The organism is Pseudomonas fluorescens group sp. PF-1 (assembly GCF_054481335.1).
Genome location: NZ_JBTMNG010000002.1, coordinates 1,654,712 through 1,667,508 on the forward strand (window position 1 = coordinate 1,654,712; position 12,797 = coordinate 1,667,508).

Genomic DNA, 12,797 nt, shown 5'->3' on the forward strand with positions numbered 1-12,797 from the left:
CTCTGCCTTCCTTATGCGAGCCGGAGTTCGGGGCCTTTCTTCGATTGAATACCACCCAGGCGCCCGATGACAACCTGGCGCAGTACCTTGGGCTTGCCGTATCCATCGATGGCGAACCCGTATTTTTCCGCCTGGAGCCATTTGATCTGGGCGCCAGGCTTCGTGTAGCCGGTGAGTTCGGCCACTTCTTCAGCGGTCAGAAACATGATGATGCTCCATGCCGCGCGTGGCGGCAGAAGGTGGGGAGGGGTTATTCGTCGTCGAAATCGGGGTCGTCATCACCGTCATGGCTGACGCTGATAGGAAGCTTGCCCAGGCGCTCCAGAGCCAGGACAAGACCGATGCGCAGCCCCTTCGCCATGTCTTTTGTGAGAACAATCTCGACAGGGTCATCAGTACCGAGCTGAAGAGTCACGCCTTCCTTTGAGTTGTCGCTGATCATTTCCAACTGGTTGGCCTGGCGCTTGTGCCACGCCAGTAACGATTCGATCATTTCGCCGACGTCTTGCGGAGCGCTGACCGACCCCTCCAGCGCGCCGGTAACCAGCTTCTTCAGTTCCTCCTTTTCTTCTTCTGCGCGCTCGAGCTGGTCGTCGGCGGCGAACGGGCCACCAACCATTGACCAACTGCTGGCGAATACCTGGGCTTGTTCCATGATGGCTTTAACAGTTTTCTCAGACATGCGAATTCCTCGCCCGCCGTTCACCGGCAGGCTGTGAGTGGGGTTGGGGTTAAGCTGTGCCGAAGAGATCGAGCTGATCTGATTCGACTGCCAGCTCTTGTAGGCGGGTGATTTCGTATTCGATTCGAGACCTCGCGATCGCGGCGTACTGCTCGTCAATTTCGCAGCCGATGAATCGGAAGCCTTCCCGCATCGCCGCCTTGCCGGTGCTGCCGGACCCCATAAAAGGATCCAGTGCCAGGCCGCCGGCAGGGGTAACCAGGCGCAGCAGATAGGCCATCAGGTCGGTGGGCTTGACCGTGGGATGGTTGTTGCCCGTCGTTTCTGTGGTTTGCACCTTGCGGAGGGTGTTGTTCTGCTTGAACTGTGGCCCGGGGTTGGTCAGACCCTCATGCCTATCCGTCCGGCTGGTTTTCGCGCAGTAGAAGAAGCGGGCGGCGCTCCCGCTATCCAGGCGACGAGCCCCGGGCTTCATCTGAAAGCCGACGATTCCAGAATTCGCGCTGTCTGCGCTCGCTTCAGCACCTCGCCCGCGCTTCATGTTTCCGTAGCAGTTCTGCCCGGCGCGCTGCGTATCGCTGGTGCTGGCTGCGGCGAGTTGCCCTGGCGCATCCGGAAATGCGGCGATGACCTCTGCGCTTCCGTCGTGAATCAGGTTTGCCGGCCACCGCCCGAGATCCGAAGCCTTGGCCGTCCGGGGTATTGTTCCCGACTTGCCCCCGACGTAGTTCCCGCCGCGCATGTCAACGGTGGTCAGCCTGGCCCAGTTCTTTGCTAGGGCCTCTGCGTCGATTGCGCGCACGCGGCACCCGTCAATGTTCAAAGCGCCCGTGCCGTGGGCCTGGACGTTTGCAGCAACCGTCCCGGCGAAGGGCTTTCGCGCCACGGTGATTGGCTCCAGCGCTGGCTTCAGCGCCGTGCCCCAGCCTTCTTGCTCCCCGTCGAGGTTGTGCGACTTCGGGAAGCCGGAACCGTACACCCAGGCAATCATGTCGCGGATCTCGAATCCGGCGTCCTCGATGCGCGCAGCCATCCGGTGCTGAGTGCGGGTGCCGGCGAACGCCAGAAGATGGCCGCCCGGCTTGAGTACTCGCAGGCATTCCGCCCAAACCTCAACCGCCGGCACGTCGTAATCCCACTTCTTTCCCATGAAAGACAGGCCATAGGGCGGGTCTGTCACGACACTGTCGACGCTGTTGTCGGCAATTTGCCTGAGCAGCTCGAGGCAGTCGCCAATCATGATTTGGTAGCTGCTCATCACCGCGGCGCCTTGTAGCAGTACACGTAGGCGAACCAGGCGAGGGCGATCATTGATTCAGCTCCTTGACCTTGTCGAGGCAGGCGAGCGGTTCAGGTCTAAACGGGCCGTCCTCATCGAAATCCTCAGTAGTGAAATCAGCCGTGTACTCCGCGTATTCGCGTTCACACTGCTCTTTTGTTCCATAGAACCAATCACCAGAAATCGGAATACGCCACACGACCGGTTTCGGCAGCACCACAGCTACCGGCGCGGGCGGCGAGGTGAACAATGGTTCGCAAGTCACGCGGAATAATTTGTCGTAGTCAACATCGGGTTTTCCGAATGGACTTTCTGCGGAGTCGGTCAATACAAAACGGTGTCCGCACCTATTCTCGTAGTGCATCGTATGACGCCATGCCACCGGCTCTTGGCGCTCGACGACAGGGGCGGCGATCTTGCGAGCATTAAGCCATATCGACTTGCAATCGCTTCTGCCTATTTTCCTTTCAAGAAGATCTAGTTTGTGCTGCTCCCAAAATGCAGAGAACTCAAGTTCAGCCAGCTCCCGCGACATGGTTACGGTTTTATCTTTGGTCATGGCTTATTGCCCCAGGTTGGATTATTTTCAAGTTCCCACTTAGCCTGCCTGCTTTTTGGAAGCCAGCCCGTCTTGGCTCCGCAAGTTTCGCATTCGTATTGGAAGGTCTTTCCAGCACTTTTTGGATGCCTTCCAACTGTGAATGCCTGCCGCTCCATGTATGCTGGAAAATATGTATGGCGTCTTCTTAACCAGCATTTCAACTTCCCGAACATTCGCTTGCTCCCGATTCGGTGGGTTGAAGTGCGGCGTCGATTGCAGTTTCAACGTCGAGCTGAAGCGTTGCGATGACTGAAAGGCTGAACCCCTCAGCTTGTTCGATAAGACCCGCCTTCTGCATAAGCTCCAGAAGTTCATCGTCAAAGGATTCGTAAAACCACTTCTTGGCGGCTCGACCTACCGCCGATTTTAGAGTTTGGCAAAGCTCCGCATTCCGCTGCTCAGCGGCTGCAAGGCTGTGCTTGAGCCCTTTTATCTCTTCGAATAAGGCCTTGAACTCATCATCGACAATCAGCGCCATCGCCGGCTCGCCGGTTTTATCAAGCCAGCGCTTTTTCCACATGTTGTCTACGAGAGTCAGCGCTTTCATCGATCCATTCAGCGCTAATTCAATCCGATCATGTCTGCTCTGACTTGCCGCCAGCTCTTCCCGCAAGGCAGCCAACTCGGATTGGGCGGCGTCTCGGTCCTTTGCAAATTCCATCTTCTGGCGCACTACAATATTGTAGTTGTCAGTCATTTCAGAAAGATCGTGTCTTACGGAATCGAAGTCCGAAGCCAAGACATACACTTTCATATCCGGATATAGCTCTAGCATTCGATCTGTAGCGGTAACCAAATATGCAATATGGCTATATCGCTTTACTTCACTCATTCCAAATCCTCCGATAGTCCGTTATGAAACAGGCAGCAGGCGAGGGCGACTGCGATGCACGACAGCAGCGCCCAGCCAGTGATGAAGTTCATGAGCATGATTGAGCCCTCATAGCGCGCAGGTGACTTTGAAACGTCTCCCGGTGGAAGCCGATTCGCTTCTGCACGTCGTTCCAGGTAGATCCGGAGGCGCGCATGTCCAGTGCCAGAGCGATGTAGTCGTCCGTGCACTGTCGGGGCTTGCCTTTGTTGCCGATGACGATCCCCGCGGCATTGAGGTAGCGCACGACCGTCGCACAGGAACACCCAGCTGCGTCGGCGATGTGTGCCGTCGGATGCCCTGCCGCGTGCATCGTGAAGATCAGCCCGATCGAGTCAGGCGATAACTTGGCTGTCATGGTCTGGCCTCGATAGGTGATATGCGAATTTCCCATGCAGTTGTTCTGCTGCAATGCAATAGGCGGCATGGGCATCTTCTTTTGTTTCGAATGAACCAAGGCATATTGTCTTGCCTTTAAATCCAAGCTGGGCCCGCCATTTAGTTGAATGCGGCGTCTGCGATACTCCTTTGAATCCAGATTTCCCGTATGCCTTTTTGTTCGCTCCATTTTGTGATTGAGTGCATTGTCTAAGATTCAGCCAGCTATTATTCAACTTGTCACAATCTTTATGATCGACAGTGCCTTTCGGCCACTCTCCGGTCATCAGCATCCAAGCTATACGGTGGTGTCTGAGCATGTAGATATGCCCGTTATGTTTGAATGTTACATATCGATATCTACCGTCATATGTCCCGGCCTGCCTGCCTTCACGCGAAGCCTGTTCACGTTGTTTATTTCCATCTTGCAACTTCCAGCTAACATCTCCAGTTTCGGGATCATAAGAAAAATTGGAGTTAATTTGTTCGAAAGTAAGTTGTGGTTTCATTTGACTACTCCGATTAACTCCAGCTCCAAATAGCCAGCCTTGAGCTTTCCTTTGGATAACATAGGGCCTCCCGGTGGCGGGTGAGGGGAAGTGGGGTTATTTCTTCGGATAGGTTTTTGTCAGCGAGCCGTTGACGCTGTTGCCGCGCTTCAACACGACGCGAGCCAGTGCGGCCCGGTCTTTTTCGCTGTGGCTGGCCTGGCTGAGCAGGCCGAAATAACTGTTAGCGGTTTCGCGTAGGTCCTCGGCCGGCGCCGCGGCGGTTCGCTTCAGTGCCTGGGCCAGTGATCGCTTGCGGGTGGTTCGCCGCCACGGCTTGATGACGTGTCCAACGAAGTCGACGCCGCGGTCGACCGGCTGCAGGATGGTCTTCGCGGGGTTGAGCTTGGCTCCGAGGGCTGGCAGGAATGCTTCGACCTCGGCCAACCAGGCGTTTAGCTGCTGCGGCGACTCATGCAAGAACACGAAATCATCGACGTAGCGGACGTAATGCTTGGCGCCGAGCTTGTGCTTGGCGAACTGGTCCAGCGCGTCGAGGTAGACGTTCGCGAAGAACTGCGATGACAGGTTGCCGATCGGAAGGCCAAGGTGAGCAGGTTGAGCTGTCAGACGTTTGTGCTGCGGCACCCGGTTGAACAAGTGGGCCGGGCTGCGCACCTCGTAATCTTCGCGAGGGTCGTGCATCAGTGTCTGTTCGGCTAGTGCCAACCACCACGGCTCGGGAATCTTCGCAGCCAACTGCCGACGCAGGACCTGCTTGTCGATTGCGACGAAGAAGTTGGCCAGGTCGCACTTCAGGTAGAAGACCGGCTTCGACCAGTTCTGGCTGGCGCTGCGGATCTTCGCCTCAAGCCGAGTGGCGGCGTACAAGGTGCCGCGCCCGGGAATGCATGCGCAACTGTCCGCTATGAAGCTGGCGTAGAAGCGCGGTGCCACACGGTTGTAAAGCAGGTGGTGGACGACGCGGTCCCGGAAGGCTGCCGCCCAAACCTCGCGGGCTTTCGGCCGGGTGACCACGAAGCAAATAGAACGGCCTGGCCGGTAGGTGCCGGCGAGCAGGTCGTCGTGTAGATCGATCAGGTTCTTTTCCAGATCTATTTCGAAAGCCAATGCACTCGCACTGTTGCGCTTCGTGCGGCGGCAATCGTAATAGGCCTGAACAAGCTCGCTGAACGGGTAGGGACCAACAGTCGAATCTGCGGACGGGGCGGACGCGGAGCTCGTTGTTCTTGTCGTTGTTGTTCTGATTGCCATCATCGAAGTTCATGTTGAATGCGTTGTTGGCGGAGCGCTGCGACCTGTCGTGCTATCTACGTCGCCAAGCCGAAGGCAGAGCCGATCAGCAAGGAAACTGCGCGAGACCTGCACGGACGCTTTAGACCGTCGGTATCTCTGATGCGCATGGCGGTGACCTAGAGGTCAGCGGCACGACCAGATTCAATTCGCACAGACCTGAAAGCCGTGACTCTCAGGTGGCGGGCGCGGTTGGGGTGGAGCGTTTCCAGGCATTGGCCTGCTTGCCGATTGAGGTTGTGATCTCTATCGCGGTGGCGTGCTGCCCGACACTGATAAACCGGCTCTCCTTGAAAAGCCGCATCAGGAACTCGATCACCTGGACCTTCTCGACCAGCAAAGTCAGATGTTGGTGCTTATCCCGCGTCGAGTTGGCACGGGCAATCAACATCAGCACGTCGATGCACTCATCGATGACGCGCTTCCCGAGAGACTGCTTGAGATCTCGGGGAATGTTGCGAGTTAGGTTCGTGGCCATCTGAAGCAGGCCGAGCGATGCCTTGTAGATGCTCAATTCCGTGTGCATTGCCATGGGGCTTGCTCTCCAAGAGCAACCGGCCGCGAGCGGCCGGATTAAATAAGCTAATCAATCAATAAGCTGACTGCGGACGGGGCGGACGCGGAGCTCGCCGTACTTGCCGTGGTTGCCCTGATAGCCATCATCGAAGTGCATGACGAATGCGTTGTTGGCGGAGCGCTGCGAACTCGACCAGTACCAGGTGTCGCGAAAGGCTTCAGCGCCACCTTGCTGGAAGGCTGCCAGCGAGGTCTGCCCGGGTGACTCTTCGCTGTACAGCAGGCCTACCGGCTCACTGTTGGGGTTGTCACCATCGCGACGAGCCGCCCAGTTCTCTTCGGTGGTCGGCTTGAAGTGGCGGTACTGCAGTTCCTGCACGTCGCGCGCCGGGATCGCCCAGTCGGTGAAGCCGCCGATATCCAGAGACAGCACCTGCTGCGCCAGTTCGCTGCCAGCCGCCGCCATGGCTTCGGTGTTCGCCCGGCTGTTGGTGAAGCTGTTGGCACCTTCGATCTTCTCGCCGTACTCGCCCCAGGCACCGACAAGTTCGTGAGCGGCGCCGGCAGTGATGTTCAGGTAGCGCTTGCCGGTGTCCGGGTCGCGGGTAATGCCGGAGAAGAATCCACCGCCGAAGGATTTGCCGATTTCCGGAACGATCATTGCTGGTGCTGCTTTCTCAACTGTGGACATGGTCTTTCCTCTTTTCGAAGGCAACAAAAAAGGCGCTGCTGCGCCCGATGCCGATCAAGAACGAATGAATGAATGATTAAATAAACAATCTGCGGACGGGGCGGACGCGGAGCTCGCCGGACTTGCCGAGGCTGTACTGAGTGCCATCAGCGAAGTACATGCCGAATGCGCCGTCGGCGGAGCGCTGCGTGCTCGACCAGTAGTAGCAGTCCTGAGCGAACACTTCAGGGCAGTTCAGCCATCCCTGATACAGTTCTGCGCAGGCAGGCAGGTAGAAGTCCGCGTGACCATCGGCGCTATAAGCTGATGCTGCTTTGGCGGCTGGGTGATCGCCTTCAGCGATCAGCGCCAAGGTGTTGGCCATGCCGTCTGTCTTGCTGAAGGCTGCAGACTCCTTATCGCGTCCGCCCCATTTGTGATCGCCGACGTCTTTCTTGGCGATGATCAGGTAGTGCGCCGGTACTTCGCCGCGAGCTTCGATCAGGCCGCCGTTGTAACCGCCTTGGCCGGCCCAGTATTCGCCGAGGGCTGGAGCTTCAGTTGCAACCGGCTGAACATTCGCCGCAGGTGGCAGCACCTGGGCAAACACGCTGGCCATTGCAAGTTTCGCCAAGGAAGACGAAGGCATCTTGATGGTGGTATCGCCGTGTTTCAGGGTGATCATTTCAGGTTTCATCGTGAGACCTCTTTGGGGATAGTTATTCATCACTGCAGATTCGGAGAGCTTCGCGACTGTAGGCGAGCTCAAGTTTTGCCGACACGTTTTCGCTGATCTTGATTTCGTGTCGCGGAGGAGTTAGGAGCGGCGCGGACTTTTGAGGCCCTAACGCATGAAGATGGTGAATCATCAGCGTAATCGCCTCGCCCTGTTCCTCGATGCCGCTCCAGGCCATCAGCTCAGCAAGTGCTTGGCGCGTGCCGGCCATGCAATGCAGCCTGATCTCTTCCTCGCCCCGAGCCTTGCGCTTGAGTGCCGTCTTGGCTGAGCGCGCTTTCTGTTCCGCTGCCATGATCCACCTCTTTGATGTTGTGGGCTGGCAGATCCAGCCATGTCAGTCGTCGGCGCTGGCGCACCTGGTTGCTGATTCGTCTCATCGGAACGCCGGCTTCATTTTTGGATAGTCGATGTCGTAGTCCCTGATGAGTCGGCTAAGCAGCGTCGTACTGATGCCAAGGGCCTTGGCGCATTGGCTACGGTTGATTCCCTTTGCCATGCAGGCCTTTATCTGGATAACCCAAAGGGCTTCGGATTCTGGAGTGGCCTTGTTCGGCGCAAAGGCGTTCTTCACGCCTACCGGAAACTCAATACCGTAGCGCCTGCCGATGCCCCGCAGCACTCCGCGGAGTATCCCTTCCGCCTCGCAGATCTCTGTCTGATTCATGGTTTTTGCCATTTCCCGGATACGCGCCGCCTGCTTGTCAGTGGCATCCTTGACGGCCGAGCTTTGGAAGTTCGGCGTCATGGTGTTGCTCTTCTTCGGCTCTCCAGGTGAGATCCAAAAGGGAAGCACCTCAATAGCCCCTCCTTTATTTAAGAATGCTTCCATCTTCAGGGCCAGCTCATGGCGCTCTGGATCAAGCGCCTTGACCATGTTCAAGTCAGTGCTGATGTAGGTGCTCATGCTGCTTTGCTCCGCAGTTTGGCCTCGTACCCGTCGACCAGCAGCTTGAATTGCCACAGGTCTTCCTCGAGCTTTTCGATGTAGTCGTCATCGCGCTTGAACTCTTGTAGCCAGAGCTGGCGGCCGACCGGTTTCAGCAGTGGGCAATACATCCCGATGTGCCACCACTTCCGGCCGGTGATCCACATGCAGCCTTGCACCTGGTCGATGACATCGCTGGCATCGTTGTCGATGTGGAAGGCGCGGAGCTTGTCGGGCGCGAGGAAACACTTGTATTCGCTGCCCCCGTCTTCGCCGATAAAACCGTCAGCGCTGGCGCCGAACGCCTCGTCATCAGTTTTAACGAGGCCAACCTGAGTGACGATAAGGCCGGTCTGGATTTCATGCTCCATCCGCGCCTCAGGTTCGAGTTCGTGCCCGCGGCGCATCTGCCATGTTTCGAATCCGCCGTCGAGCGGTGCGCCACCGATCCGTTCTACGGCTAGTTCGAATGCGTAGGAGAGGGCGGCATTTGATGGCTCGCCAACCGTCTCGCCGTCCAGGGCGCGCTGCACTACTTCCGCCTTTGGCCCTGCTTTGTAGCCGGCCAGGTCCCGGGCTCTGGCCTCGCTGTGCCCGGCCAGGATCGCATCTACGTAGGTTCGTTGCTGGGCAGTCAGGCCGTTCACCTTGGAGCGCGCAGTGCTGAACATGCTCGCGGTAATGACCCCGGCACGGCCTTGCAGCCATTCAGGAGAACCCTGTGTGCAATTGACGATAATCATTGAGGCGCCTCCAGCTTGGCTTTGTGGATGGTGACAGCAGTCTTCACTGTGGAATAACCGTTGGTATCACCCGATGCTTGCAGAACTTTCAGGCTTGCCTGCCAGACGTCCTTGAGTTCGTCCGGCGTTGTGGTTTGCCCGACACGCTCGAGTATGTCCGCGACGACCTGGGCACGAATGTCATCCGTATCAGATCCGTCGGCCGACTGCCCGTCATCGTCACGAATATCGCCCGTTGTGATGTTCAGCAGCGCACACATGACGTAGCGCTTGCCGTACGTGGTGGAAGATCCGACGGCCTGCACTTCGTTGCGACCTTTACCGATATCGACCGGCAGGCTCATGGTGGTTTGCTCGCGGTGACCACCGCGGTGCATCAGGATTCCGGTGACCTTGATCACCTTATCTTCAGTTTCGACCTTGAAGGTGATGGCGAAGCCGTGCTGCTGCATGATTGGCTTCAAGGTGTGGGTGATGTTATCCAGCGTGGCGTAGGAGTTGCCCGTGTGCAGGTTTACGGCACCCTCGAACACGGTGGGGATATTGCACTGCATCTCTGCCATGGCCGCGTTGAATGCTTGCTCAGCGTCCTTTGCCTGCATGCGTTCGTGCATTTGAAGGAGTCGCTCCATCTTGTCGATATCGCACGACGGATCGGCCGCCGCTCGACTAATCACTGCCATGATGCTGGTATCGCTGGAGATTGGCGTCACAACCTGGCGCCGCTGCTCCGGCATGATGATGTCTTGTGCCATTTTTGCGTCCTCAGAATTGGATGATTACGTTTGGGACTTCGCGGCGAGCGATCTTGAGAACGATGGCCTTGGCCAGCTCCTCAGTGATGTTCAGCGACATCAGCGCCTCTTTGGCTGCACCCATGATCTTGATCTGGTGTGCCTTGTCGGCCTCACGCGCTGCTTGCTGTCGAGCCGCTTCATCAGCCACTGCTTGCTGACGGGCAACTTCGGCCAGTCGGGCGCGCTCAGCGGCTTCGGCTTGGCGGCGCTCGGAATCGATCCGTTCCTGTTCGGCGCGCTGTTCGGCGGCGACACGGTCAGCTTCGGCCCGGGCCATTGCTTGCTGGTGGCGTTTCTCGTCGTCGATCTTCTGCTGCGCGGCACGCTGCTCGGCCTCGATTTTTTCGCGGGCGGCCTGGGCGGCTGCGCGCTCCGATTGCTCAGCAGCCAGCTTCAACTCCAGCTCCCGGCGGTCTGCGGCGGCCTTGGCCTCGGCTTCCCGCTTGGCTGCAGCATCACGCTCAGCTTGTGCGCGTTCCTCTGCCTCACGGCGAGTACGCTCTTCAGCTTCCCGGGCAATCTGCGCTTCCCGGTCACGCTGGGCCTGTGCTTCAGCTTCGGCACGCAGACGGACCAGTTCGGCTTGCTCGGCTTCGTACTTGGTACGCTTTTCAAGTGCAGTCCGCAGCATGGCCAATGTGTCAGCTTTCAATCGAAGCGCCTCAGCTTCGTGCTCGCCCAGCCAATCGCCGTCGATCACGATGCCCTCAAAGGCTCCGATGCTGATTTTCAGGTATTCGGAATCGGCGGTGCTGATGATTTGCGGGTCAAGACGAAGCTCGCCAACCCAGGCCTCTATCTCTCGTTTCTTGTTAGCCTCAGCCGCTTCCCATTCAGTCAGCGGCCTCCTGACTTCCTCTTGCCATGCTCCAAGCAACTCTCGAACACGCTTACGCTCGGCGTCGATCTTCTTCGGCACATCTTTCAGCTCGGCGACGAGTTCTTTGCCCATGGCGTCGAGCTTTGTTTTCGATGTGGCGAGGTCGCATGCAATCGATCGGTACGCGGCCTGGCCCTTCTTGGTTTTCACGTCGGGCGCCGAGGCGTTGAACTTGTCGATTTCTTCCCGAACGCTTTGCAGGTACGGGTCGAGACCGTTAGGTGCGCTGAATACTGCCAGGGCTACTTCTTTGGCTGGCAGAATGGCCAGTTGCTGTTCTGCGGACATGAGTGATCCTTGCCGCGATGCACGCAGCGTTTGAAGGTGTGGGGTTATTGAGTGATCTGGCCGGAGTAGGCGCTTGCCAGCATCCAGGCAGTGAAGAGCAGAAGGGTGATGGCAGAGCCGCGCCAGAACCAGAAGCGCTTGGCGCGCTGGTAGGCGGTCACGGCATCAGCCCTGCTGGAATTTGAACGGTATCGCCGAGACCTGAAGCGGCTATGGCGCGGCAGACGGCGATAAGGGGTGTAGAGCCATAAGCGAGCCGTTCGCCCGCATGAGCCCACCAGAGTTCGGCGCCTGTTTGGTTTAGCGCCGTTACTCGGCCATCAAACAGTCGGCCGCCCTGAGCCCAGTCAGTAGATGGGGTGAATGGTTGTGAGTCTTGGCGCATTGGGTTGCGCGGGATCAGCGAGACAGAGCCGCCCGGTGCATTGTCAGAAACTCCACGAAATGTCGGATCAAGGGTCATGGTCGGATACCACTCATGAGCCCATTCCCATGCCTTGGTTGCGTGTGCAACTGCCCAATCCAGAGCAGGGCCGGTCAACTCGACAGTCTTCGCTTCGATAAATTCGCTCATCTCACCACCGCCACAGGAAGGCTGATCTGCCTAGGAGCGCCGTTCTCGGTGAACAGCATGTACTGGAGCATGACGACCGTCAGGCCGCAGGCGAGAATCCAGAAGATTGGTTTCATCTCATTTCCCCCTGTACTGAACCGGGACGAAGGTGTACTGCTCATGGCCGTGCTTATGGACAGACCAGAACTCCATGTCGATTCGGTTCATCAGTTCCTGGAAGGTGTAGATGCGGGTTCCGAGTTGGAATTTCATGGCTTCACCTGTGTATCAAGGACGATCTCTATCTTTCCTTTACGCCGTACGGCATATGCGCGGCCGGTTTCATCTTGCAAAACCTTTTCCACAGTCCCGCGCCGATCCTTGCCAAATACTTCAATACCGCTGTCGTCAATGCGGCTGGACGTATAGGTGATCTTGTCTGCGATCTTTATGTTCACGACAACCTCACAACCAGCATGCCGCGCCGGGTCTGAACCTTGATGCGCTGAGGCAGATCAGCGACCAGAAAAAAGCCCTGACGATTCAGGGCTTCGGTCATTGCTTTGGCGTTTCTCGCGATGATGGTCATGACGCTCTCCTGGTAGCCAGTGCGTTGCGTTCTGCCTGCGCCTCATAGATTCGATTAAGGCGAAGGTTGTAGTGGCGGTGCTCGTCCATGCAGATCGCGCCGAGTGAGTGAGCCATTTCAATGGCCATGCTCGTTTCAGCATGCAGGGTGGCGGTTGAGTTGCCGGCGTTCAGCGCCTCGAAGCGCGAATCGATCATGCCGACGGCGATGTCATGCTTGTTCACGTTCACCTCCAACTGGGGGACAGACCATTTCCATTTTCGCCATGGCCAGGCCAATGCGCCGCTTCAGGCTTTTGCGCTCTTCAAGCAGTCGCGCTTCTCGGTCGATCAGTGCCTGGGTTCGGATCTTCTCGGCAGCCTCATAGTCGTGGAACTCTTCAGGCCGCGATTTCTTCTCGCGACCCCAAGCGTCGTAGCGCCTGTCCCACTCTCGGGCCTGCGCACTGTCTGCATAGCTGGTTGACATGGTCGCCTCCAGAGTG

22 protein-coding genes are annotated in these 12,797 nt (G+C 57.7%); all 22 read right to left on the reverse strand.

Annotated elements, in window-relative coordinates; genetic code table 11:
• Nucleotides 1-11 precede the first annotated feature (11 nt).
• Nucleotides 12-206 (reverse strand): DUF4224 domain-containing protein, encoded by a 195-nt coding sequence (locus ACX3YD_RS22155; RefSeq protein WP_150743277.1) that lies wholly within the window; start codon nt 204-206, stop codon nt 12-14.
• A gap of 44 nt (nt 207-250) precedes the next feature.
• Nucleotides 251-682 (reverse strand): hypothetical protein, encoded by a 432-nt coding sequence (locus ACX3YD_RS22160; protein WP_458960987.1) that lies wholly within the window; start codon nt 680-682, stop codon nt 251-253.
• Nucleotides 683-731: 49 nt separating this feature from the next.
• Entirely contained in the window at nt 732-1,940 is a 1,209-nt protein-coding gene (locus tag ACX3YD_RS22165; protein ID WP_458960988.1) for a DNA-methyltransferase, read from the reverse strand.
• Nucleotides 1,941-1,989: 49 nt separating this feature from the next.
• A complete protein-coding gene (locus ACX3YD_RS22170; protein WP_458960989.1) occupies nt 1,990-2,520 on the reverse strand; it encodes a hypothetical protein in 531 nt (176 codons plus the stop codon).
• Between the two features lie 199 nt (nt 2,521-2,719).
• A complete protein-coding gene (locus ACX3YD_RS22175) occupies nt 2,720-3,394 on the reverse strand; it encodes a hypothetical protein (protein WP_458960990.1) in 675 nt (224 codons plus the stop codon).
• An 88-nt stretch (nt 3,395-3,482) separates the two neighbouring features.
• Nucleotides 3,483-3,791 (reverse strand): helix-turn-helix domain-containing protein, encoded by a 309-nt coding sequence (locus tag ACX3YD_RS22180; RefSeq protein ID WP_458960991.1) that lies wholly within the window; start codon nt 3,789-3,791, stop codon nt 3,483-3,485.
• Nucleotides 3,769-4,320 carry an HNH endonuclease gene (locus ACX3YD_RS22185; protein ID WP_458960992.1) on the reverse strand — a complete coding sequence of 184 codons (552 nt, stop codon included), beginning with the start codon at nt 4,318-4,320 and terminating at the stop codon, nt 3,769-3,771. Before ACX3YD_RS22185 ends, ACX3YD_RS22180 begins: the two co-directional genes overlap by 23 nt.
• 96 nt (nt 4,321-4,416) lie before the next feature.
• Nucleotides 4,417-5,577 carry an RNA-directed DNA polymerase gene (locus ACX3YD_RS22190; protein WP_458960993.1) on the reverse strand — a complete coding sequence of 387 codons (1,161 nt, stop codon included), beginning with the start codon at nt 5,575-5,577 and terminating at the stop codon, nt 4,417-4,419.
• 211 nt (nt 5,578-5,788) lie between these two features.
• Complete coding sequence (locus ACX3YD_RS22195; protein ID WP_458960994.1) at nt 5,789-6,145, reverse strand: four helix bundle protein; 357 nt, start codon at nt 6,143-6,145, stop codon at nt 5,789-5,791.
• A 54-nt stretch (nt 6,146-6,199) separates the two neighbouring features.
• Nucleotides 6,200-6,820 carry an Lcl C-terminal domain-containing protein gene (locus ACX3YD_RS22200; protein WP_458960995.1) on the reverse strand — a complete coding sequence of 207 codons (621 nt, stop codon included), beginning with the start codon at nt 6,818-6,820 and terminating at the stop codon, nt 6,200-6,202.
• A 76-nt stretch (nt 6,821-6,896) separates the two neighbouring features.
• A complete protein-coding gene (locus tag ACX3YD_RS22205; protein WP_458960996.1) occupies nt 6,897-7,496 on the reverse strand; it encodes an Lcl C-terminal domain-containing protein in 600 nt (199 codons plus the stop codon).
• A 22-nt stretch (nt 7,497-7,518) separates the two neighbouring features.
• Nucleotides 7,519-7,830, reverse strand: a complete 312-nt coding sequence (locus ACX3YD_RS22210; RefSeq protein WP_458960997.1) for a hypothetical protein — start codon at nt 7,828-7,830, stop codon at nt 7,519-7,521.
• Between the two features lie 81 nt (nt 7,831-7,911).
• Nucleotides 7,912-8,442 (reverse strand): hypothetical protein, encoded by a 531-nt coding sequence (locus ACX3YD_RS22215; RefSeq protein ID WP_458960998.1) that lies wholly within the window; start codon nt 8,440-8,442, stop codon nt 7,912-7,914.
• Complete coding sequence (locus tag ACX3YD_RS22220; protein WP_458960999.1) at nt 8,439-9,206, reverse strand: lambda exonuclease family protein; 768 nt, start codon at nt 9,204-9,206, stop codon at nt 8,439-8,441. The genes ACX3YD_RS22215 and ACX3YD_RS22220 overlap by 4 nt, the downstream gene beginning before the upstream one ends.
• Nucleotides 9,203-9,961, reverse strand: a complete 759-nt coding sequence (locus ACX3YD_RS22225; RefSeq protein ID WP_458961000.1) for an ERF family protein — start codon at nt 9,959-9,961, stop codon at nt 9,203-9,205. Before ACX3YD_RS22225 ends, ACX3YD_RS22220 begins: the two co-directional genes overlap by 4 nt.
• 10 nt (nt 9,962-9,971) lie before the next feature.
• On the reverse strand, nt 9,972-11,171 hold the full coding sequence (locus tag ACX3YD_RS22230) for a hypothetical protein (protein WP_458961001.1): 1,200 nt from the start codon (nt 11,169-11,171) through the stop codon (nt 9,972-9,974).
• A gap of 157 nt (nt 11,172-11,328) precedes the next feature.
• On the reverse strand, nt 11,329-11,745 hold the full coding sequence (locus tag ACX3YD_RS22235) for a phage protein NinX family protein (RefSeq protein ID WP_458961002.1): 417 nt from the start codon (nt 11,743-11,745) through the stop codon (nt 11,329-11,331).
• A 117-nt stretch (nt 11,746-11,862) separates the two neighbouring features.
• Nucleotides 11,863-11,997, reverse strand: a complete 135-nt coding sequence (locus tag ACX3YD_RS22240) for a hypothetical protein (RefSeq protein WP_458961003.1) — start codon at nt 11,995-11,997, stop codon at nt 11,863-11,865.
• Nucleotides 11,994-12,182 carry a hypothetical protein gene (locus ACX3YD_RS22245; RefSeq protein WP_458961004.1) on the reverse strand — a complete coding sequence of 63 codons (189 nt, stop codon included), beginning with the start codon at nt 12,180-12,182 and terminating at the stop codon, nt 11,994-11,996. Before ACX3YD_RS22245 ends, ACX3YD_RS22240 begins: the two co-directional genes overlap by 4 nt.
• Nucleotides 12,179-12,313 (reverse strand): hypothetical protein, encoded by a 135-nt coding sequence (locus ACX3YD_RS22250; RefSeq protein ID WP_458961005.1) that lies wholly within the window; start codon nt 12,311-12,313, stop codon nt 12,179-12,181. Before ACX3YD_RS22250 ends, ACX3YD_RS22245 begins: the two co-directional genes overlap by 4 nt.
• On the reverse strand, nt 12,310-12,537 hold the full coding sequence (locus tag ACX3YD_RS22255; protein WP_458961006.1) for a hypothetical protein: 228 nt from the start codon (nt 12,535-12,537) through the stop codon (nt 12,310-12,312). Before ACX3YD_RS22255 ends, ACX3YD_RS22250 begins: the two co-directional genes overlap by 4 nt.
• Nucleotides 12,524-12,781 (reverse strand): hypothetical protein, encoded by a 258-nt coding sequence (locus tag ACX3YD_RS22260; protein WP_458961007.1) that lies wholly within the window; start codon nt 12,779-12,781, stop codon nt 12,524-12,526. Before ACX3YD_RS22260 ends, ACX3YD_RS22255 begins: the two co-directional genes overlap by 14 nt.
• Between the last annotated feature and the right edge of the window lie 16 nt (nt 12,782-12,797).